The organism is Streptomyces sp. NPDC059398 (assembly GCF_042751845.1).
Taxonomy (GTDB): domain Bacteria; phylum Actinomycetota; class Actinomycetes; order Streptomycetales; family Streptomycetaceae; genus Streptomyces.
In genome coordinates this window covers 1003-23713 of record NZ_JBHYWP010000088.1, presented here as the reverse complement: position 1 = coordinate 23713, position 22711 = coordinate 1003, and the positions used below count along the sequence as shown (strand labels likewise).

General features: G+C 72.7%; 12 protein-coding genes. 9 read left to right on the top strand and 3 right to left on the bottom strand.

The genetic code is table 11. The features are described from left to right. Nucleotides 1-62 precede the first annotated feature (62 nt). Complete coding sequence (locus ACFXBC_RS26590) at nucleotides 63-1529, bottom strand: glycoside hydrolase family 76 protein (RefSeq protein ID WP_385029465.1); 1467 nt, start codon at nucleotides 1527-1529, stop codon at nucleotides 63-65. 284 nt (nucleotides 1530-1813) lie between these two features. On the opposite strand from ACFXBC_RS26590, the gene ACFXBC_RS26585 reads away from it, so the two are divergent. The 3 genes from ACFXBC_RS26585 to ACFXBC_RS26575 all read left to right on the top strand — a co-directional run bounded on the left by ACFXBC_RS26585 (nucleotide 1814) and on the right by ACFXBC_RS26575 (nucleotide 5802). Continuing rightward, nucleotides 1814-2683, top strand: coding sequence for a universal stress protein (locus tag ACFXBC_RS26585; protein WP_385029462.1), 870 nt, complete (start codon nucleotides 1814-1816; stop codon nucleotides 2681-2683). Between the two features lie 59 nt (nucleotides 2684-2742). Beyond that, nucleotides 2743-5142, top strand: a complete 2400-nt coding sequence (locus ACFXBC_RS26580) for a phosphoketolase (RefSeq protein WP_385029459.1) — start codon at nucleotides 2743-2745, stop codon at nucleotides 5140-5142. A gap of 180 nt (nucleotides 5143-5322) precedes the next feature. Further along, nucleotides 5323-5802: a DUF2867 domain-containing protein gene (locus tag ACFXBC_RS26575; RefSeq protein WP_385029456.1), complete on the top strand. Its 480-nt coding sequence runs from the start codon at nucleotides 5323-5325 to the stop codon at nucleotides 5800-5802. Nucleotides 5803-5890: 88 nt separating this feature from the next. On the opposite strand, the gene ACFXBC_RS26570 is transcribed toward ACFXBC_RS26575, so the two are convergent. Then, nucleotides 5891-6214 carry a hypothetical protein gene (locus ACFXBC_RS26570; protein WP_385029453.1) on the bottom strand — a complete coding sequence of 108 codons (324 nt, stop codon included), beginning with the start codon at nucleotides 6212-6214 and terminating at the stop codon, nucleotides 5891-5893. A 569-nt stretch (nucleotides 6215-6783) separates the two neighbouring features. Here ACFXBC_RS26570 and ACFXBC_RS26565 point away from each other — a divergent pair. The 4 genes from ACFXBC_RS26565 to ACFXBC_RS26550 are packed head-to-tail and all read left to right on the top strand — an operon-like array spanning nucleotide 6784 to nucleotide 19356. Beyond that, the gene (locus tag ACFXBC_RS26565) at nucleotides 6784-17247 is read left to right on the top strand and encodes an amino acid adenylation domain-containing protein (protein ID WP_385029493.1); all 10464 of its coding nucleotides are present in this window, start codon (nucleotides 6784-6786) and stop codon (nucleotides 17245-17247) included. Beyond that, nucleotides 17244-17450, top strand: coding sequence for an MbtH family protein (locus ACFXBC_RS26560; protein WP_385029450.1), 207 nt, complete (start codon nucleotides 17244-17246; stop codon nucleotides 17448-17450). The genes ACFXBC_RS26565 and ACFXBC_RS26560 overlap by 4 nt, the downstream gene beginning before the upstream one ends. 59 nt (nucleotides 17451-17509) lie before the next feature. After that, nucleotides 17510-18568, top strand: coding sequence for an ATP-binding cassette domain-containing protein (locus ACFXBC_RS26555; protein WP_385029447.1), 1059 nt, complete (start codon nucleotides 17510-17512; stop codon nucleotides 18566-18568). Continuing rightward, a complete protein-coding gene (locus ACFXBC_RS26550; RefSeq protein WP_385029445.1) occupies nucleotides 18556-19356 on the top strand; it encodes an ABC transporter permease in 801 nt (266 codons plus the stop codon). The genes ACFXBC_RS26555 and ACFXBC_RS26550 overlap by 13 nt, the downstream gene beginning before the upstream one ends. Nucleotides 19357-19398: 42 nt before the next feature. Here the strand turns inward: ACFXBC_RS26550 and ACFXBC_RS26545 are convergent, their stop codons facing one another. Next, nucleotides 19399-19860 (bottom strand): ATP-binding protein, encoded by a 462-nt coding sequence (locus ACFXBC_RS26545; protein WP_385029442.1) that lies wholly within the window; start codon nucleotides 19858-19860, stop codon nucleotides 19399-19401. A gap of 117 nt (nucleotides 19861-19977) precedes the next feature. On the opposite strand from ACFXBC_RS26545, the gene ACFXBC_RS26540 reads away from it, so the two are divergent. Together ACFXBC_RS26540 and ACFXBC_RS26535 are read left to right on the top strand one after the other, a co-directional pair. Then, complete coding sequence (locus ACFXBC_RS26540; protein ID WP_385029490.1) at nucleotides 19978-20823, top strand: helix-turn-helix domain-containing protein; 846 nt, start codon at nucleotides 19978-19980, stop codon at nucleotides 20821-20823. Nucleotides 20824-20918: 95 nt separating this feature from the next. Then, nucleotides 20919-22565: an adenosine deaminase gene (locus tag ACFXBC_RS26535; RefSeq protein WP_385029439.1), complete on the top strand. Its 1647-nt coding sequence runs from the start codon at nucleotides 20919-20921 to the stop codon at nucleotides 22563-22565. Nucleotides 22566-22711 lie beyond the last annotated feature (146 nt).

Sequence of the window (22711 nt, the reverse complement as noted above, 5' to 3'; positions counted from 1 at the left end):
GGGACCGGGTGCACACCACCCCCCCCCCCCCCCCCGGGAGCGGGCGTGCGGCAGGCCCGGCCTCAGCTCGCGGGCGCCGCGTTGAGCAGGTCGAGCGCGCTCTGCTGGCAGCCGTAGTCCGGCGTTCCGGCCCAGGGGCCGTTCCAGTGCGGCCCGTACATGTCGAGCGCGTTGCGGTCCTTGCTGTGTGCGGCGTCCGCCCAGCGGCTCAGCGGGGCGTTGTACGGGTGGTCCGACAGCTCCGAGTTGAGCTTGCCGAGCCCCCGTACATAGGCCCCCTTGAACGACGGCCCGTCACCCGTGCAGCCGTCGGACTCGCCGGGCTCCCGCAGCACACCGTCGGTCTCCAGCCGGGTGGACGAGGCGTCGGCCAGGGTCCGGGCGGTGTCCAGGAGGCTGTTGTCGCCGGTGGCCCGGTGGAGTTCGGCCAGTCCACCGAGGATCACACCCTGGTTGTACGTCCAGGTCTGCTGGCCGTTGTTGGAACAGGCGTCGGTCAGACCGTCGTTGATCATGTGGTCCGCGTTGATCATGCCGCTGGAGCTGAACCACGACCACTCGTTCTTCGCCCGGTCCAGATAGGCGGAGTCGCCCGGGATGCGGTTGTGCAGGGCGGCGTTGAGCTGGAGGAACAGCTCGTTGGTGATCGCGTTCTTGTAGGTCTTGTTCTCGTTCCACAGCACACCGCCGCCACAGGTCCCCGTCCAGTTGGCGAACATGTGGTCGGCGTCGGCCCGTGCGGTGTCGAGATAGCGGCTGTCGCCGGTCAGGTCGTACGCGGCGACCCAGGCCAGCCCCCACCAGCCGGTGTCGTCGAGGTAGTCGTTGGTGAAGTTGCCGCCCTGCGCGCCGATGTTCTTGTCGTAGATGCTGGAGACGGCGTACTTGTAGCTGGGCATGCCGCTGGTACGGATGTTGTCGATGACGGCCGTCAGCGCGTTGGCACTGGTCCACCAGCCATTGCCACCGAACAGGCCGGTGCCGCGGTCGAACGACATCATCAGCGCGGTCGCCGCCGCGGTGCTCCTGCTGCCCGCGTTCCAGTCCGTACGCGCCCACTCCGTGCAGGCGATCTCGGCCCGGTCCCCGGCCTTTCCGCAGGCCCGGAGCGCACCGACTCCGGCCGAGTTCCAGTCGTCGACGTTGTACATCTGGGTGCGCCAGCCGCCCGATCCCGAAGGGGTCCTGGTGTCACCCAGCTTGCTCCCCGACGACCAGGTCTTTCCGCCGTCGAAGGAGCGGTCCAGCCAGACCTCGTCACCCGGGTTGCCGTTGTCGATGGAGGCCCACCCCATGACATCGTTGTCATCGATATGCAGAGCGATGCTGCGCGAGTAGACCGAGGCGGTGACCGGCGTCCGGTCCTTCGTCGCCGTGGCGGGGTCGCGGGCGTCGCAGTACTTGTTGCAGATCGCTCCCTGGGCGCCGGTGGAGGCCGTGGTTCCGGCGGAGGCCGCCGATGGCAGGAAGCCGAGAAGCAGGCAGGACATCGCGGCGAGCAGAGTCAGCCGTCCGGGTGTGGGGGTCATGTGAGCCTTCCGGTGGGGTGGGGGCCGTCAGGGTGCCCGGGGCGGGCGGGCGCAGAAAAAATCAGGTCCATGCCAATAGTGAACCCTGCGGCGTGAGATGAGCCCCCGCCGTACGGGCCGGAGTTCAGCGGTCGGCGGTGGGCCCGGCGGCAGGTGGCCATGGGCTCCCGGGCAGCCGCTGCGTTTGCGGGGGCGTGTCACTCGTGCCGAGAATCGGATCCAGTACGGCAGCACGCCCCTGTCCGTGACATCGGGGACCTCGGGCACCAGAACGGAGCACGGCCATGAAGCCGATCGTCACCGTGGGCCTGGACAGCAGGGCCGAGTCGCTCTCCGCGGTCCGCTGGGCGGCGCGTGAGGCGCAGTCGCGCGGCGCGGCCCTGCGCGTCCTGCACGCACGGGTGCCGCATCCGGACGGTCACGCCGGGACGCCGGACGAGGGCGGCCAGGAGGGACTCGGCCTTCCCCGGTGGATCATGGAGCGGGCGCGCATCGTCATTGACGAGCGCTGTCCCGGACTGCCCGTCACCGAGCAACTCACGGAGGGCGACCCGGCGGAGACCCTGCTGGAGGCGGCGGGCGACTCGCAGGTGGTCGTGCTCGGCTCCCGGGACATGGCCCCGCTGGCCAGTTACTACCTGGGCGACATCGGTCTGCGGGTGGTGGCGCGCGCCGACGCCCCGGTCGTGCTCGTCCGGGCGCGGGAGGCGACCGGGCCGGTGGCCGATGACGGCGCCGTGGTCCTGGGTCTTTCGCTGCACGGGCCGTGCGACGCGCTGTGTGCGTTCGCCTTCGACACCGCGGCCAGGCGCGGCGTCATGCTGCGGGCCGTGCACGGCAGAAGCGTTCCGGAGCACGCGTACACCCGGAGCGGAACCGACTCCCGTGCCGCCCGGCGGGCCACCGAGCGCGCCCAGTCGGAGCTGAGCGAGGCGCTGCGGCCCTGGCAGGAGAAGTTCCCCCAGGTGCGCACCACCGAACGGGTACGGACGGAGAGTCCGGCCCAGGCCGTCGTCCGGGGCGCCACGGGCGCGGGGCTGCTGGTCGTGGGGCGCCGCAGGGGCCGGCCCGCGCTCTCGCCACCGGTCGGCCATGTCCTGTCGTCGGCCGTGCACCACACGCCGTGTCCGGTGGCGGTCGTCCCGCACGACTGACCGGGCGCCGGCCCCGACCGGCGGACCACCGAAACCAGGCAGAGAAGGCAGGGAGCGCCATGCGCGAGACCAGTACGGAAGCACCGGCCGCGGTCACCGACGACGAACTCGCGTCCCTGGTCGCGCACTGGCGGGCCGCCAACTACCTGGCGGCCGGCCAGATCTACCTCCAGGACAATCCGCTGCTCACCGAACCGCTGCGGCCGGAACACATCAAACCCCGGTTGCTCGGCCACTGGGGCACCTCGCCTGGACTGAACCTGGTCCACACCCATCTGAACCGCGTGGCCAAGGCACGCGGCCAGGACACGGTGTGTGTCTGGGGGCCCGGCCACGGCGGCCCGGCCGTCCTCGCCAACTCGTGGCTTGAGGGCAGCTACACCGAGACGTACCCGGACATCGGCCGGGACGCGGCCGGCATGGCGCGGCTCTTCCGCCAGTTCTCCTTCCCCGGCGGTGTGCCCAGCCATGTCGCGCCCGAGACGCCGGGCTCGATCCACGAGGGCGGGGAGCTGGGCTACTCGCTCTCCCACGCGTACGGCGCGGCCTTCGACAACCCCGGTCTGCTGGTGGCCTGTGTCATCGGCGACGGCGAGGCGGAGACCGGGCCGCTCGCCGGGTCGTGGCACTCCAACAAGTTCCTCGACCCGGTGCACGACGGTGCCGTCCTCCCGATCCTGCATCTGAACGGATACAAGATCGCCAATCCGTCGGTGCTCGCGCGCATTCCCGAGGCGGAGCTCGACGGACTGCTCCGCGGGTACGGGCACGAGGTCCTGCACGTCACCGGCGCCGATCCGGACACGGTCCACCGGGACATGGCCGAGGCGATGGACACCGCCCTGGACCGCATCGCGCTCATCCAGCGCGGCGCCCGCGAGGAGGGCGCCGCCGTACGCCCCCGCTGGCCCGTGATCGTACTGCGCACCCCCAAGGGCTGGACGGGGCCCGCAAGCGTCGACGGGCTGCCGGTCGAGGGCACCTGGCGGGCCCACCAGGTGCCGCTGCCCGGCGTCCGCGAGAACCCCGAGCACCTCAGGCAGCTGGAGATGTGGCTGCGCTCCTACCGGCCGGAAGACCTCTTCGACCCCCAGGGGCGGCCCCGCGCCGAGGTACTGGCCTGTGTCCCCGAAGGCCCCCTGCGCCTCGGAGCCAACCCGCACACCAACGGCGGCCTGCGCCTGCGGGAACTCCCCGTACCGTCCCTGGACGAGTACGCCGTGCAGGTCCCCCGGCCCGGCGCCACCCTGCACGAACCGACCAGCGTCCTCGGCGATCTGCTCGAAGCGGTCATGGCGGCGACCGCGGAGCGCCGCGACTTCCGGGTGGTGGGCCCCGACGAGACCGCCTCGAACCGGCTCCAGGCCCTGTACGGGGCCAGCGGCAAGGCGTGGCAGGCGGAGGTCCTCGGCGTCGACGAGCATCTCGACCGGCACGGCCGGGTGATGGAGATCCTCTCCGAACACACCTGCCAGGGCTGGCTGGAGGGCTATCTGCTCACCGGGCGGCACGGGCTGTTCTCCTGCTACGAAGCGTTCGTGCACATCGTCGACTCGATGGTCAACCAGCACATCAAGTGGCTGAAGGTGTCGCGCACGCTGCCCTGGCGCCGGCCTATCGCCTCCCTCAACTACCTGCTCACCTCGCACGTCTGGCGCCAGGACCACAACGGCTTCTCGCACCAGGATCCCGGCTTTGTGGACCACGTACTGAACAAGTCACCGGAAGTCGTCCGCGTCTATCTCCCGCCGGACACCAACACCCTGCTCTCCGTCGCCGAACATGTCCTGCACAGCCGGGACTACGTCAATGTCGTGGTGGCGGGCAAGCAGCCCTGCTTCGACTGGCTCACCATGGACGAGGCGCGCGCCCACTGCGCGCGCGGTGCCGGGGTCTGGGAGTGGGCCGGCACCGAACGGGAGGGCGAGGAACCCGATGTCGTGCTGGCCTGCGCGGGCGACGTACCCACCCAGGAGGTGCTGGCCGCCGCTCTGCTGATCCGCCGCTACCTGCCTGGGCTCGCGGTCCGGGTGGTCAATGTGGTGGATCTGGCCCGGCTGCTCCCGGAGTCGGAGCACCCGCACGGTCTTTCGGGCAAGCAGTACGACGCGCTCTTCACCCGCGACAAGCCGGTGATCTTCGCGTATCACGGCTACCCGTGGCTGATCCACCGCCTCGCCTACCGCCAGGCCGGCCACGAGAACCTGCATGTACGGGGTTACAAGGAGTCCGGGACCACGACCACCCCCTTCGACATGGTGGTCCGCAACGACCTGGACCGCTACCGGCTGGTCCTGGACGTCATCGACCGTGTCCCGGGGCTCGCGGTACGGGCCACCCACGCGCGCCAGACCATGGAGGACGCCCGCCTCAGGCACCACGCCTGGATCCATGCGCACGGCACCGACCTGCCCGAGGTGGCCGACTGGACCTGGCAGCCGCTGCCGCTCGACGGCTGAGAGACCGCTCGATCCGGAGGTGCCCTTCCACCTGAGCGACCCCGCCGGACCCCGCCATCTGAGACATGCCCGCGGATCACGGCGCGTCCGCGGGCCGCGGGCGGCACAATCGGTGGCGCCGTGAAAGGCCCCGGCGCCACCGGGAGCCCTCCGTCCCCGCCCCCTGTGGAAGGGCCTCCGATGACAACTCCCCGGGTACGCCGGGTGCGAGTCCCGCAAGTGGCCCTTTCCGCCGACGAGTTCGCCACGGCCGACTACGCCTCCGCCTTCGAACTGCCCTCCCGGCATGCGCGCTCCCGGACGCCCGAGCAGTGGGCACGGGCCACCTTCGAGGGCGCTCCGGCCACCGTGCGCTGGGCCCTGCTGCGGGGCTGGACCCTCGTCCTCGGGCTGCGGATGGGACCGAGGCCGTCGCCGGACCATGTCCTCGGCTGGCCGGTCTCCGAGTCCGGCCCCGGATCGGTGACTCTCGAAGCGCGTTCGCCGCTGGTCGCGACCCGCAACGTCGTGGTGGTGAACGGCTCGGGCGTCGTCTGGGTCACCTTCGTGCGCTACCACAGGCGGCTCTCCCGGCTGGTGTGGGCGGCAGCCGCGCCCGTGCACCATCTGGCGGTGCCCTATCTCCTCGGGCGGGCGGAGCGGACCCGTACGGCTTCCTGACCGCCCGGCGGCGCGGACGCCGCCGGGCGGCGCACCCGCGCGGCTCTGTCAGGAAGACCGTGCGGGCGGCTTTCGGCCGGGCGCCAGGTCAGGGGCGGACGGTGCAGACAGCCAGCAGACAGAAATTCGCCCCCTGGGTGTTGCTCGGCCCCGTGCTCCTGCCCCCGGCGCCCTGATCACCGATGGTGCAACGGGCCAGCAGGCAGAAGTTGATGCCCTGTATGCCGCGGTAGGCGTTCGCGAGTGGCGGCGCGGTGGCCGTCCGGTGCGCTGTGCTCTGGGCCGGAGCAGCGCCCGGCGCGGCCCCGGCGGGGGCCGAAGCCGCGGCGGCGCCGCCCGCGGAGACCAGCAGGAGCAGGCCGGCGGCCGCGGTGGCGGTCCCCCAGCGGGGCAGGGAAACGGGAATCCTCAAGGGTTCTCCAACTCTCGTACGGACCATACGGTTTCGCCGTCATTCGGCACTGAAGCCGGTGCGGCTTGGTCGGCCGGCCCGGTGTGTCCCAGGTCTCTTCCGTGTGGTCCCCGCGCTTCCGCCGGTGGGGAAAAGATCCGATTAACCCGCTTGATGATCTGAAAATGTGAGCTAAGACACAGCGGCAGTCCATAGCATCCTCAGCTCCGAACCGTTGGTTGACAGCGCATCTGAGGCGGTGTCGGCATTGGAGGCAGCAGCTGTGGTTCGTCGTGAAGGGGCCGGAGGACCGGCCCGGAGGAAGGCCCGGCGGCGACCCGTTCGGAGTCGGTCGCGATGACCGCGCACCCCTCGGACCGCCCTGCCCGGTGAGCCCGCTACCGCCCGTTCCCCTTCTCCGGCCGACGGCTGCAACCCCCCGTCAGCCGTCCGGCCGTCCCCAGCTCCGAGGTGAGTTCCGCGTGACCCACGCACAGACCCACGACAGCCATGCCGCCGACGGCGGTGCCGACAGCAAGCGTGCCGACGACGGTGGTGCCGACAACAGCCTTGCTGACGGCCGTGGAGCGGTGCTCCCGCTGACCGCCGCTCAGCGGGGGCTCTGGTTCGCGCAGAAACTCGACCCGGGCAACCCGTCGTACAACGTGGCCGAGTACGCGGTCATCCCCGGCCGGGTCGATCTCGCGCTGCTCAGGGAAGCGGTCCGGCATGTGGCCGGGGAGACGGAGGCGATGCGGCTCACCTTCGGCGAGCACGACGGCATCCCGTACCAGCGGGTCAGCCCGGACAGCGGCATCACGGTCCCGCTCGTCGATCTGTCGGGCCATCAGGATCCGGAAGGTGCGGCGCGGCGTCTGATGGCCACCGATCTCGCGACCGCGGCCGACCCGGCCGTGGGGCCGCTGGTACGGATGACGCTCTACCGGCTCGCCGACGACCTGCACTTCTTCCACCAGCAGGTGCACCACCTCGCCCTCGACGGCTACAGCGCGGTGCTCGCGCTGGGCCGTATCGCCGACGCCTACACGCAGATGACCGCGCCGGACGCGGAGCCCGTCGCGTCGCTGCCCGCGCCGCTGGGACCGCTCGTCGACGCGGACCGGGCCTACGAGACGTCTCAACTGCGCGCCGCCGACAAGGAGTTCTGGGCGCGTTACCTCGACGGGGCGCCCGCAGCCGTGGGGATCGCCGGGGAGGAGGCCGGCGCCCCCGGGCGCGGATTCCTGGCGGCGAGCGGCGAGATCGACCGGGACGGTGCCGAACGGCTGCGCGCGGCCGCCCGCGCCTCCGGTGTCGCCTGGCCCGCCTTCGTCATGGCGGCCGTGGCCGCCTACCTGCAGCGCAGCCGGGGTGTGCCCGAGGTCGTCATCGGGCTGCCGGTCACCGGGCGCCGGACCTCCGTGTCCCGTACAACGCCCGGCATGCTCTCCAACATCCTGCCTCTGCGGCTTCCGGTGTCCCCGTCCGACCGGGTGAGCGACGTGGCGAAGCGGGCGTCGGCCCAGGCCCGCGCCGTGCTGAGACACCAGCGGTACCCCGCCGAGGATCTCCGCAACGACCGGGGGCTCGCCGCCGGAGGCGGCCGTCTGACCGGCCCCTCGGTCAATGTGCTCGCCTTCGACGACACCCTCCGCTTCGGACCGCACACGGCCACCCTGCACAACCTCTCCGTCGGCCCGGTCGACGACATGGTGGTGGCCGTGCACGCCTCGTACGGGGGCGGCGGACTCCGCATCGACCTGCTGGGCAATCCGCGCCTGCACACCCAGCGGGAACTGGAGAACCACCACGACCGCCTCCTGCGCCTGGTCGGGCGCTTCACCGATGACCCCGGGCGGCAGATCGGCTCGCTGCGGACCGTCGGCGACACGGAACAGCGCCGCCTCATCGGCCTGGGCTCCGGGGACGCGGGCACGGCGGGGGAGAGCGGCACCGTACCGGCCGCCGCTCCCGCCACCGGAACGCTGCCCGAGCAGTTCGCCGCCCGCGCCCGCGAACACCCGCAGGACACCGCCCTGGTGTCCGGCGCCGTGCGGCTGACCTTCGGCGCACTCGACGCGCGGGTGAACGCCCTCGCCGCCCGGCTGGCGGAGAACGGCGCAGGACCGGGCACCCGGGTCGCGGTCGGACTGCCCCGCTCGGCCGACCTGGTGGTCGCGATGCTCGCCGTCATGCGGACGGGCGCCGCCTACCTGCCGCTCGACCCCACCTATCCGGCCGACCGGCTCGCCTACATGATCGAGGACTCCCGGCCGGTCGCGCTGGTCGCGACCCATGGGTCGGCGGCCCGCACCGACCCGGCCGGCGGACTGCCGCTGGTCGAGCCGGACGCCGCGGGACCGGCCACTTCACCGGCCGCCCCGGCCGGTTCCACCCGGCCCGGTCCCCGCGATGCCGCCTACGTCATCTACACCTCGGGTTCCACGGGCCGCCCCAAAGGCGTGGTCGTCGAGCACCGTTCCCTGAGCAACCTGCTGGCGCACCACCGCAGAGAGGCCCATACGCTGGCGGAGCGGGCGCTCGGGCGGCGGCTGCGGGTCGCCCTCACGGCGGCCACCTCGTTCGACGCCTCCTGGGACCCGGTCCTGTGGATGCTGGCCGGACACGAACTGCACATCGTGGACGACGACACCCGCAGGGACCCGGAGGCGCTCGTCGCGTTCCTGGTGGAACGGCGCATCGACGCCATCGAGACCACGCCCAGCTACCTCCGTCAGATGATCACGGCCGGGCTGCTCGGCTCTCCCGTACACCACCCCCGGGTGATCGCGCTCGGCGGGGAAGCGGTCGACGACGCGCTGTGGAGCCGACTCGCCGACCACCAGGACCTGTTGGTCTTCAATTTCTACGGACCCACCGAGACCACGGTCGACGCGGTCACCACCCGGATCTCCGGCGGGACCCCGGCGATCGGCCGGCCGGTCTCCGGTGCGCGTGCCTATGTCCTGGACTCGGCGCTCCACCCGCTGCCCGTCGGGGCGACCGGTGAGCTCTACCTCGCGGGTGAGGGCGTAGCCCGCGGCTACTCGGGCCGGCCGGGCCTGACGGCGGACCGGTTCCTGCCCGACCCGTTCGGCGCGCCAGGCAGCCGGATGTACCGCACCGGAGACCTCGCGAACTGGAGCGACGACGGCACCCTGGAGTTCGCAGGCCGCAGCGACCAGCAGATCAAGGTACGGGGGTACCGCGTCGAGACCGGCGAGATCGAGTCCGCGCTGCGCTCGCTGCCGGGCGTCGACGAAGCCGCGGTGACGCTCGCCGCCCCTGCGGACGGGGGAGTGGAGCGGCTCGCCGCCTATCTGGTGAGCCGCACGGGGCCCGCGCCGGTGTTCCCGGACATACGCGACGCCCTCGCGGACACGCTGCCCGAGCACATGGTGCCCACCGCGTACGCGGCCGTGGAACGGCTGCCGCTGACCCCGAACGGCAAGCTGGACACGGCCGCGCTCCCGCACGCCGCACCCCTGGCGCCCCGGGCGGGAGGCGAACCGCGCACCCCCGACGAGGCCGCGATGTGCGGGCTCTTCGCGGAGTGCCTGGAACTGCCCAGAGCCGGCCGGGACGACAACTTCTTCGCACTGGGCGGCCACTCGCTGCTGGCGACCCGGCTGGTGAGCCGGGTGCGTGCGCACTTCGGCGTCGAGCTCCCGATCCGCGCACTGTTCGAAGCACCCACCCCGGCAGGTCTTGCCGCGCTGCTGGACAGCGCCCACGGGGCACGGCCCGCCGTGACGCCCGCGGTGCCGCGCCCGGAACGGATCCCGCTCTCCTTCGCCCAGCAGCGGCTGTGGCTCCTCGACCGGATGGGCGGAGGCAGTCGCGCCTACCACCTGCCGGTCGCGCTGCGGCTGACCGGACCGCTCGACCGGCAGGCACTGGCCCACGCACTGGACGACGTGGTGCGGCGGCACGAGAGCCTGCGCACCGTATTCGCCGAGGACGCGGAAGGCCCCCACCAGCGGGTCCTCGCACCGGAGGACATCCGGGTACCGCTGTGGGCCCCGGACGGCGGCACCGGACGAGAAGACAGCACCGGACGAGACAGCACCGGACGAGACAGCACCGGACGAGACAGCACCGGGCAGGACGGCCTCGGGCAGGACGGCCTCGGGCAGGACGGCCTCGGGCAGGACATCACCGGCCCGGCCGAGTTCGTCCTGGACCGGGACCTCCCGCTGCGCGCGGAGCTGACCGTCACCGGCCCCGACTGCCATCTGCTGGTCCTGACTCTGCATCACATAGCCGCCGACGGCTGGTCGATGGGCCCGCTGCTCGGTGATCTCTCGGACGCCTACGCGGCACGCCGCGACGGTGTGGAGCCCGACTGGGCGCCGCTGCCGGTGCAGTACGCCGACTACGCGCTCTGGCAGCGCGCACTGCTCGGCGACCCCGCCGACCCGCGCAGCCTGGCCGGAAGACAGCTGGAGCACTGGACCGCGGCGCTCACCGGGCTGCCCGCCGGGATCTCCTTCCCGGCCGACCGGCCCCGCCCGGCGCACTCTTCGGGCCGGGGCGCCACCGTCCCGCTGCGGATCGGCGCGGCCACCCACCGGGCCCTCACCGAACTCGCGGCGCGGGAGGGCGCGAGCACCTTCATGGTGCTGCACACCGCGCTCGCCGCCCTGATGACCAGGCTGGGCGCCGGGGACGACATCGCTGTGGGCACCCCGGTCGCCGGGCGCACCGATGAGAGCCTCACCGGGCTCGTCGGCTTCTTCGTCAACACCCTCGTGCTGCGTACGGACACCTCGGGGGCGCCCGGCTTCCGTGAACTGCTGAACCGCACCAGAAGCGCCGACCTGGACGCCTACGCCCACCAGGAGCTCCCCTTCGACCGGCTGGTCGAAGCGCTCAACCCGTCGCGCAGCCCGGCACAGCACCCGCTCTTCCAGGTCATGATCAGCCTCAACAACGCACCCGCTCCGACCGTCTCCCTGCCGGATCTCAGGGCCGAGCACGACCCGGCGGCCGGACGCACCGGCGCGAAGTTCGACCTGACCTGGGACCTGGCCGAACACCATGACACCGCAGGGACACCCGCGGGGATCACCGGTGAACTGGAGTACAGCGAGGACCTCTTCGACCGTACGAGCGCCGAACGCTTCGCCGACCACTACGCGCGCCTCCTGGCCGCCCTGCTGCGCCACCCGGACCGGCCCGTCACCGACGCCGACTTCCTGACGGCCGCCGAGTACACGGCCGCGGTCGGCGGCCCCGCGGACACCCCGGCCCCCGCGCGGGGCCAAGCCGCCGAACCCGTCGACCCGATCGGCACGGTGGTGGACGTCCTCACCACCCGGGCCGTCGTCACCCCCGGCCGCACAGCTCTGGTGGACGGCGGCGGCGCCCTCACCTTCGGTGACCTCCACGACCGTACGGAGCAACTGGCCCTGCTGCTGCACGAGTCGGGGGTCCGGCACGGCGACCGGGTCGCCGTCGCACTGCCGCGTACCTCGCTGCACATCGTGGCGCTGCTCGGTGTGCTGCGCGCCGGAGCCGTCTTCGTGCCGCTCGACCCCTCGCACCCGCACGCCCGCAACCGGCTCATCCTCGACACCGCCGCCCCCGCACTCGTACTGACGACCGGCCGCACGACCGACGCGCTCCCCGAGACCGGACACCGCAGGCTCCTCATCGGTGACGGAGCCCCGCGACCCGCCACGGCCGGCCCGGCGCCGCAGCCGCCCCGGCCCTGCGACGCGGCGTACGTGCTGTACACCTCGGGATCCACCGGCCGCCCCAAGGGCGTGGTCGTCGAGCACCGTTCACTCGCCAGCCTGCTCGCCAGCCATCAGGAACGGCTGATCGGACCGGCGGAGCGGGCCAACAACGGGCTCGCGCTGCGGGTCGCGCTCACCGCGGCCACCACGTTCGACGCCTCCTGGGACCCGCTGCTGTGGATGATCGCCGGTCATGAACTCCACCTGGTGGACGACGCGACGCGGCGCGACCCCGAGGCGCTCACCGCCCATCTGCACAGCAACGCCATCGACGTCCTGGAGACCACCCCGTCCTTCCTCGAACAGCTCCGCTCCTGCGGCCTGTTCGCACCCGGCCGCCCCCGCCCGCGGGTGCTCGCCCTCGGCGGCGAAGCGGTCAACGAAGCACTCTGGAACGAACTCGGAGCGCTGGACGACGTCGCCGTGTGGAACCTGTACGGGCCCACCGAGGCCACCGTGGACAGCGTCATGGGACCGATCACCGCCGGGACCCGGCCGCACATCGGCCGGCCGGTGGACCGGATGCGCGCCAGGCTGCTCGACGCCCGGCTGCGTCCCGTCGCCCCGGGCGTCACCGGTGAGCTCTATCTGACCGGTGCCGGGCTCGCCCGCGGATATGAGAACCGGGCGTCGGCCACGGCCGCGCGCTTCCTGCCGGACCCCTTCGGCGGCCCCGGGGCGCGGATGTACCGGACCGGCGACCTGGTGCGCCGCCGCGCCGGACATCTGGAGTACGCCGGCCGGGCCGACGGCCAGGTCAAGGTCCGGGGCTTCCGTATCGAGACCGGGGAGGTCGAGGCGGCGCTCCTTCGGCACGCCGGAGTGGTCCAGGCCGCCGTGGCCGTACGGCCCGACGCGTCCGGCGCGGCCCGGCTCGTGGCATGGGCCGTCCCCTGCGACGGGCAGGACCTCTCCCCGCGCGCCCTGCGCGCCTTCGTGGCCGGGCGGCTCCCCGCGTACATGGTGCCCTCGTCGGTCGTCCCCGTACCCGGGCTGCCACTGACCGTGCACGGCAAGGTCGACTTCGACGCCCTGCCGGCCGGAGCGGCCGAGAGCGACGGGACGGACGACCCGCCGCGCTCGGCTCAGGAGGAGATCCTGTGCGCCCTGTTCGCCGAGACCCTCGGACACCCCCGGGTCGCCCGCACGGCCGACTTCTTCGACCTCGGCGGCCACTCCCTGCTGGCCACCCGCCTCGTCGGCCGGATCCGGTCCGCCTTCGGCACCGAACTGCCCGTCCGTACACTCTTCGAGGCGACCACCCCCGCGGCACTGGCCGAACGGCTCGGCGAGGCGGGCGCCGCACGGCCCGCGCTGCGCAGGACGGCCCGCCCCGACCGGCTGCCGCTCTCACCCGCCCAGCAGCGCCTGTGGTTCCTGCACCGGATGGACCCCGACGACGCCTCCTACCACATCCCCGTCGCCGTACGGCTGACCGGAACACTCGACCGCGACGCCCTGCGCTGTGCGCTGGCCGACGTCGTGGCCCGGCACGAGAGCCTGCGCACTCTCATCCAGGAGTCCGGCGGCGATCCCCACCAGACCGTACTCGCCCCCGGCGGCGCCCGCCCCGAACTCCCCGTGACAGCGGCCACCCCGTCCGGGCTCACCGAAGCGCTCCGGGCATCCGCCGTCCGCAGCTTCGACCTCGCCCGTGAACTGCCCCTGCGAGCCGAGCTGTTCGCGCTCGCCGACGACCAGCACGTGCTGCTCCTGACGGCCCACCACATCGCGGCGGACGGCTGGTCGATGGGCCCGCTCGCCCAGGATCTGGCCGGTGCCTACAGCGCCCGGGTAGCGGGCCGCACACCGGCCTGGACACCACTGCCCGTGCAGTACGCCGACTACGCCCTGTGGCAGCGCGCCGTCCTGGGCGCCGCCGAGGAGTCCGACAGCCTCGCCGCCCGCCAGCTCGCCCACTGGCGGGGGCAGCTCGCATCGGCACCGGCCGAGACCGCGCTGCCGGCCGACCGTCCGCGCCCGGTGCACCCGAGCGGCCGGGGCGGGACCGTCGCACTGCGGCTCTCGCCGGAGACCACCGAGGCGGTCTCCCGGCTCGCCCGCTCCTCGGCCACCAGCACCTTCATGGTGCTGCACACGGCACTGACCGTCCTGCTGCACCGGTCCGGCGCCGGCGACGACATCACAGTGGGGACGCCGGTCGCCGGGCGCACCGACGAGGAACTCGACGGACTCGTCGGATTCTTCGTCAACACCCTCGCCCTGCGGGTCCGCACCGACGGCGCACCCACGTTCCGGGAGCTGCTGGGCCGGGTGCGCGAGACGGACCTGGCGGCCTACGCCCACCAGGACCTCCCCTTCGAACGGCTCGTGGAGGAACTCAGGCCCGACCGCTCACTCAGCAGGCACCCGCTCTTCCAGGTCATGCTCACCCTCAACAACACCGTGCGGCCCCGGCTGGAACTGCCCGGTCTCCAGGCGGAGATGAGCGGAGTCGGCACCGGGGGAGCCAAGTTCGACCTCTCCCTGAGCCTGACCGAGCAGCACGAAGAAGGGGGCGCACACCGGCTCGAAGGGACGCTGGAGTTCAGCCGGGACCTCTTCGACACCGCGACCGCCCGTGACCTGGCCGACCGGTTCGGCCGGCTCGTGGACGGCGCCGCCGCCGCGCCGGACACCCCCATCCGGGACCTCGCCCTGATCCCCGCCGCCGAGCAGACCCGTCTGCTCGCCCTGGGCGAGGGGCGGCCCGCTCCCTGCCCGGCCGGCACCGTACTCGACCGGTTCGCCCGGACCGTCGCCACCGCACGCACCGGCGACATCGCTGTCACCGCCCCCGACGGCAGTCTCTCCTTCACCGGACTCGACTCCCGCTCCGACCGGATCGCGGCCCTCCTCACCGAGAGCGGGGTACGGCCGGGCGACCCGGTCGCCGTCCTGCTGCCGCGCTGCACCGACTCCATCGCCACGCTCGTCGGCGTACTCAAGGCCGGCGGCGTGCACGCGCCGGTCGACGCGAGCCTGCCCGCGGGGCGGATCACCGCGATCCTCGACGACACCCGGCCGCGCACCGTCGTCACGGTGGCCGGCACCGCGGAGCGGATACCCGGGCAGTGGCACCGGACGGTCCTCGACAGCGACCGGTCGGCGCGTACCTTGGCACTCCCCGCCCCGGGCCCCGCGCACCGTCCCGCCCCGGACGACCCCGCCTATCTGATCCACACCTCGGGTTCGACCGGACGGCCCAAGGGCGTACTCGTCGCCCACCGCTCCCTCGCCCGCCTCCTGGAACACCACCGTGACCATGTCTTCGCACCCGCGGCGCGCACCGCGGGCCGGGCGCGTCTGACCGCCGCGCTCACCGCGACGCTCTCCTTCGACGCCGCCTGGGACCCGGTCCTCTGGATGTTCGCCGGTCACCGCCTGCACCTCGTGGACGACCTCACCCGGCGCGACCCCGAAGCCCTGGTCGCCCGGGTACGCGAGGAGCGGATCGACGTCCTGGAGACCACGCCGACCCACACCCGGCAGCTCCTGGACAGCGGGCTGCTCGCCGTGGGGGAGCACCACCCGGCCGTGCTGATCCTCGGCGGCGAAGCCGTGCCGCAGGGACTGTGGAGCGAGCTGCGCGACGTCCCCGGAACGCAGAGCTGGAATTTCTACGGGCCCACCGAGGCCACCGTCGACACCCTGGAGACCCCTCTGGCGGCGGCCCGGCCGGTACTCGGCGCCCCGGTGACCGGTACCCGCGTCCACGTCCTGGACGACGCGCTGCGCCCCGCACCCACCGGGACCACAGGCGACCTCTATCTCGCCGGTGACAGCCTCGCGCTCGGATACCTGGGCCGCCCGGCGGAGACCGCCCGCAGCTTTCTGCCCGACCCGTACGGGCCGCCCGGCAGCCGGATGTACCGCACCGGCGACCGGGCACGCCGTACCCGGGACGACGAGCTGGAGTTCACCGGGCGCGCCGACCACCAGGCCAAGGTCCGCGGCTTCCGGGTCGAACCGGACGGGATCGCCGCCGTACTCGCGACGCACCCGCAGGTCGAGGCGGCGGCGGTCACCGTGCACGGGAGCGGTGCGGAGGCCGCGCTGGCCGCCTACATTGTGCCCGCGGACAGCGACGCACCGGCCGGCTCCGCCGGGCTTCGCGACCACGCGGCACGCCAACTGCCCGCGTACATGGTCCCGTCCAGCTGGCTCACGCTGGAGCGGCTGCCGCTGACCCCGAGCGGCAAGCTCGACCGGGCCGCGCTGCCACCGCCCGCACCGCGCACCCGGGACGCCGGGACCGGCCGGGTTCCGCGCACCCCCCGGGAGGACGTGCTCTGCCAGCTCTTCGCCGAAGTCCTCGGAACCGACCAGGTGCTGACCGATGACGACTTCTTCGCACTCGGCGGCCACTCCCTGCTGGCCACCCGCCTCATCGGCCGTATCCGTACGGCACTCGGCGTGGAGCTGGGCATCCGGGCGCTGTTCGAGGCTCCGACCCCGGCCGGGCTCGCCGAGCGGCTCGACGGCGCGGCCGACAGCCCGCTGACGACGCTGCTGCCGCTGCGCACGGCAGGCGGTCTCCCCCCGCTGTTCTGCGTCCATCCCGCGGGCGGCCTCGCCTGGTCGTACGCCGGTCTGCTGCCGCATCTGGACGAGGGCCGGCCGCTCTACGGACTCCAGTCGCCGAACCTGGACGGCGGGGCCCCCTTCCCCGACAGCATCGAGGCCATGGCCGCCGTCTACGTGGCGGAGCTGCGGACGGTCCAGCCGCACGGCCCCTACCACCTGCTCGGCTGGTCCTTCGGAGGCAATGTCGTCCAGGAGGTCGCCGTCCAGCTCCAGGAGGCGGGGGAGCGGGTCGCCCTGCTCGCTCTCCTCGACGCGTTCCCGGTCGCCCCGCTCGACAACCTGGACAGCGCCGACCGGGACACGGTCTTCCGCGCGCTGCTGGGCAACCTCGGTGTCGAGGGCGCCGCGCCCGGCGGCGACACAGCCGTGGACGCCACGGCCGTACGCGACGAGTTCCGGCGCACCGGCAGCCCCCTGGGCGCCCTCGAACCGGCCACCATCGATCACATGGTGGACAACTTCGCAGGCCAGGCGCGGCTGATGCGGGTCTACACCCCCCGTACCTTCCACGGCCCCGTGCTCTTCTTCACCGCTGCGGAGGGCCGCCCCGCCGGCACCTTCGGAACGGACCTCTGGGCGCCGTACATCACCGGTCCGATCGAGAACCACGACGTGGCGTGTGCGCACGCCCGGATGATGCAGCCCGCGGCCCGCGAGCAGATCGGCACCACCGTGGCCGCGGCCCTGCGCGCCACTCACCCCACCGCACAAGGAGAACTGTCATGACCAACCCCTTCGACGACCCGCAGACCCAGCACCGCGTCGTGGTCAACGACGAGGGACAGCACGCACTGTGGCCCTCGTTCGCCGCGGTACCCGACGGGTGGGGAGCGGTGTACGGGCCGGCCGACCACGGAGCCTGCCTCGCCTACGTCGACCAGAACTGGACCGACCTGACACCGCGCAGTGCCCGGATCACCGTCGGCTGACCGGCCACCGGAGCCCCCGGCATGCCGGGCGTCCGCCATTCACCCGACGAGAGGCAGCGATGACGGCCCAGCCGACGTCCCCAGCGATCCAAGCGGAAGGAATCACCAAGAGATTCGGTGCGAAACAGGCCCTCGGGGGTGTCGGTCTGGAGGCCGGGCCCGGGACCGTACTCGGCGTCCTCGGCCCCAACGGGGCGGGCAAGACCACCCTGGTGCGGATCCTGTCGACCCTGCTGCGACCCGATGCCGGGCACGCCAGGATCGCCGGCCGCGACGTGGCACATGACCCCGAGGGGGTGCGCCGCAGGCTCGGGCTCTCGGGCCAGTACGCGGCCGTCGACGAGAAGCTCACCGGGCGCGAGAACCTGTACCTGGTGGCCCGCCTCTACGGAATGCGCCGGACCGCCGCCCGGCGCAGGGCGGCCGAACTGCTCGCCGGCTTCCGCCTCGACGAGGCCGCCGACCAGCTGAGCGGGGCGTACTCCGGCGGAATGCGCCGGCGCCTCGACCTCGCGGGCGCTCTGGTGGCCCGACCGCCGGTGGTCGTACTGGACGAGCCCACCACCGGGCTCGACCCCCGCGGCCGCATCGACACCTGGCAGTCCATCCGGGAACTCGTCGGCGCCGGCACCACCGTCCTGCTCACCACCCAGTACCTGGAGGAGGCCGATCAGCTGGCCGACAGCATCGTCGTCATCGACCGCGGCACCGCCATCGCACGGGGCTCGGCAGCCGAACTGAAGGCCAGGGTGGGCGGCGAGCGTCTCGCGCTGACCGTGCCCGACCCGGAGGCCAGGTCGCGGACGTACGGGATACTCGGCTCCCTCGGCGCCCACGAACCCGAACTGGACCGGCGCACCGGCCGGTTCACGGTCACCACCGACCACGGTGCGCACACCCTGGAGTACGTACTGGGGTGTCTGCGGCTCGACGGGATCACGGTGCGGGACGTGGAACTGGCGCCACCCACCCTCGACGACGTCTTCCTCGCACTCACCGGCGGCCCGTCCCGGGGGACCGGGGGCGGCCCCCCGACGGCCGAGCCGGTGGGTACGGCCGTGCCCGCCGGGCGAGGACCCGGCCGGGAGACGCGGGAGGGGCAGCCGTGGCAGGGGTGAACCGGGTGGCGCGCGACGCCACCATCATCGCCTGGCGCAATCTGCTCAACCTGCGCCGTACACCCGGATCCGTGATCGCCGCGCTCGTCCAGCCGGTGATGTTCGTGCTGCTCCTGGCCTATGTGTTCGGCGGGAGCCTCGGGGGCGCGCACTACCGGACCTTCCTGATGGGCGGGATCTTCGCGCAGGCGGTCACCTTCAACGCGGCGTTCACCGCACTCGGACTCGCGCACGACATGGACAAGGGCATCGTCGACCGGTTCCGGTCGCTGCCGATGCCCAGAATGGCGGTGATCCTGGGCCGGACCCTGTCCGATCTGACCATGAGCGTCGTCACGCTCACCGTGACCTCGCTCTGCGGACTCCTCGTCGGATGGCGCATCGCCAACTCCGCAGCCGAGGCGGCCCTCGCCTATCTGCTGGTGCTGCTCTTCGCCTTCGCCATGTCCTGGGTCGGCGCCACCATCGGACTGATGGCCCGCAGTGTGGAGGTCGCTCAGAGTGCCGGGCTGATCTGGCTCTTCCCGGTGACGTTCATTTCGTCGGCGTTCGTCCCGACGGACACGATGCCGGGACCGCTCAGGACCGTCACGCAGTGGAATCCGGTGTCGGCGACGGCCACCGCCGTCCGCCTGCTCTTCGGAAACCCTCCACCGGGCGGACTGCGGGCGGACGGCGCCTGGCCCGTCGTACACGCCCTTCCGTACGCCCTGCTCTGCGCCTGCGTGATCACCGGCGTCTTCATGGGCCTGGCACTGCGGCGCTTCCACCGGATCACGGTGCGCTGAGGGCGGCCGCGACGACGGGGCGGGCGGGGACTGCGCCGGGGGTCAGACGTCGGCCCAGACCAGCCGCCCGCCCGCCTCCTGCGAGGTGCCCCAGGCGGCTGCCAGCGCGGTCACGATGAGCAGACCACGGCCCCGTTCCGAGAGACCGGCCGGTGCGGCGCCGTCCGGCTCGGTCTCGCACACCGGCGGCCTGCGCTGGGCCGGAATGCCGTCCCCGCCCGCGTCCCACACCTGGATCCTTATCCGGGAGCTGGTGCGCCGCAGGCAGCAGCGGACCGTGGCGGACCGGGCACAGTAGCGGACGGAGTTGGTGACGAGTTCGGAGACCAGCAGGACGGCGGTCTCCGTCCGCTCCTCCGGCTCGCCCCAGGCCAGCATGGCGTCGCGGACGCGCTGCCGTGAGTCGGTGACCCCCTCCGGTATGCGCGGCGTCGACCAGCGGTAGGCGCAGTCGTCCCTGTCGTCGAAGGGCGCGGCAGAGGCATCACCATCGAATTCAGACATATATGCACTATCAACACTTTCGGCATACTCTGCAACTGTCAGAGTGTGAATCACGCAGAATGCGACCCCGCGGTTGCCCGGTTTCGCCGTGAATGAGCCGTGAAGGAGATGGACGCCGTGAGAGCCCGCTCAGGCCCCACCCTGGAGCATCGTGTGGTCGCGGAGCAGCTCCGCCTGGCCCGTGAGCGCGCCGGCTGCAGCCTGGCGGCCGTGGCCGTGGCGCTGGACCTCTCCGAGGCCACCGTGCGGCGCATCGAGCGGGCGGAGACCGCTCTGGACGCCGGGCAGGTCAGGGATCTCCTGGAGTACTACCACCACCCGGAGGAGGACGCCCGGCGGATCAGGGCCAGTCTGGTCAGGGCGAACGAACCCGGCTGGTGGCACCGCTGGCGGGACGTCCTGCCCGCCTGGCAGCGGGACGTCATCGGTATCGAGTCGTCGGCCGGGGTGATCCGGATGTGGCACCCCGCCCTCGTCCCCGATCTGCTGCGGACCCCCGCCTACGCCGCCGCGGTCGAGGCGGTCCGCCACCCACAGGCGCCGCCCGCGGTACGGGCACGGCGTACGGAGTTCCTCCGGGCACGGCAGGAGCGCTTCCACGAGCGGGAGGCGGTCCTGTGGGCGCTGGTCCCGGAGGCCGCCCTGCACACCTGCGTCGGCTCCCCCGAGGTCATGCGCGAGCAGCTCGACTCCCTGCGGCAAGCGGTCGGCCGCCCGAACATCACCCTCCAGGTGATGCCGCTGGGGGCCGGACCGCACGCCTTGACGGGGGCTCCGCCGCTGGAGCTGATCCGGCTTCCCGTCCCGGAGATCCCGGACCACGCCGTCGTGGGCGCCCCCGGCGGCGAGGCCGCCGTCACCCATGACCGCGCGCTGGTCTCCGCGTACCGGATGCTCCTCGACTCCGCCTGCGGCGCGGCGCCGGCCGCGGGCGCCGCGCTGTCCGCGCTGTTCCGGATCTGAGGTCTGAACGGCCCGGACCGGCCGGTATCACCCGTACTGGTGTGATCGACCGAGTCTCACCGGAAAATGGATCAAGATCCGGTATTCCTTTGCGCATGGACACCTACCGGATCTATCGGTCCGATTCCTCTCGTAACCCTGCCCCCGCCCGCCGGTCCCGGTCGCTCTCCGGCCTGCGGGCCGGCGCCGCGCTGCTCGCCGCCGCCACGGCCGTACTGGCCGCCACCGTGCCCGGCGCGTCCGCGGCCGCACCCGCGAACAGGCCCGCCGTGGAACGCCCTTGGCAGGACGGGCCGGCCACCGCAGCGACCCAGCGGTACCTCGACGAGGTGAGGGACAACCCGGACCAGCTCAGGTCCTTTCTCCGCCCGATGCCGAAGGGCGGGGACCTGCACACCCATCTGTCGGGCGCCGTACCCGTCGAGGCGCTGATCGGCTTCGCGGCCGACGACGGGCTGTGCATCGACGAGTCCACGCTCTCGGCATCCGCCCCGCCGTGCGGACCCGGGACGCGGCCCGCCGCGGACGCCGTGTCCGACCACGACTTCCGGCAGGACGTCATCCACGCCTGGTCCATGGAGGACTTCAAGGAGACGCCCGCCGAGAGCGGCCACGACCACTTCTTCGCGACCTTCGGGAAGTTCAAGGCCGTCACAGGATCGCACCGCGGCCGGCTGGTCGCCGAGGTGACGAAGGTGGCCGCCGCGAACCACCAGGATTACGTGGAACCGCTGTTCACCCCGCAGGGCCCCGCTCTGCAGCAACTGGGGGCGGGCCTCCGGTGGACCGGCGACTTCGGCCGGATGCGGGAGGACCTGCTCGCGGGCGGCAAGCTGGGCCGGGTCCTCGACGACGCCAAGGCCGAGACCGCCCGGGAGATGGCCGAGCAGCGCGCCACCCTCGGCTGCGACGCCCCCGAACCGCAGCCCGCCTGCCGGGTGCGGGTGCGCTTCGACTTCCAGGTCGGCCGCGCCGCCGATCCGCAGTACGTCTTCACCCAGCTCCTCGCCGGCTTCGAGATGGCCGAGAAGGACCCGCGCTATGTGGGGGTGAACCTGGTGCAGGCCGAGGACGCCCCCATCGCCCTGCGCGACTACCACCTGCAGATGCGCATGATCAGGTATCTGCGCTCCGTCTACCGCACGGCGCATGTCACCCTGCACGCCGGTGAACTGACCAGCAAGGTGGCCCCCCGCGACGACCTCAGGTTCCATGTACGCGACGCCGTCGAGACCGCCGGGACCGAGCGCATCGGCCACGGAGTGGACGTCATGGGCGAGGACCGGCCGTGGCAGCTGCTGCGGACCATGGCGCGCCGCCACATCGTGGTGGAGGTGCCGCTGACCAGCAACTGCCAGATCCTCGAAGTCTGCGGCGACGACCACCCGGTCAACCGCTACCTGGCCGCCGGTGTGCCGGTGGCGCTGTCCACCGACGACCAGGGCGTCTCGGGCACCGACATCACGGCCGAGTACGCTCGGGCCGTCACCGACCACCACCTGTCGTACCGTCAGCTGCGCGACAGCGCCCGTACGTCACTGGAGTACGCCTTCATCCAGGGCCGCAGCATCTGGCGAGCCGTGGGGGACCACCGGCCCACCGCCGCCTGCGCCGGCAGTGACCCCCGGACCGGCAGGCTCACCGGGAGCTGCCGCGAGCTGCTGAACGCCAGCCCCAAGGCCGCCCTCCAGTGGCGTGACGAGACGGAGCGCGCCGCGTTCGAGGCGCGCCACCAGGCGTAGGGACCCCTGTCCCTGTCAGGCCCGGGCCGGTCCGCGACAGAACCCCGACCCCCCCCTCCCGCGACAAAACCCAAAGAACAGCGCCGAACAACGCGAGCCTTTGCTCCACCCGCACACACCCCGAACCCCGGGCGGCGAGACAAACA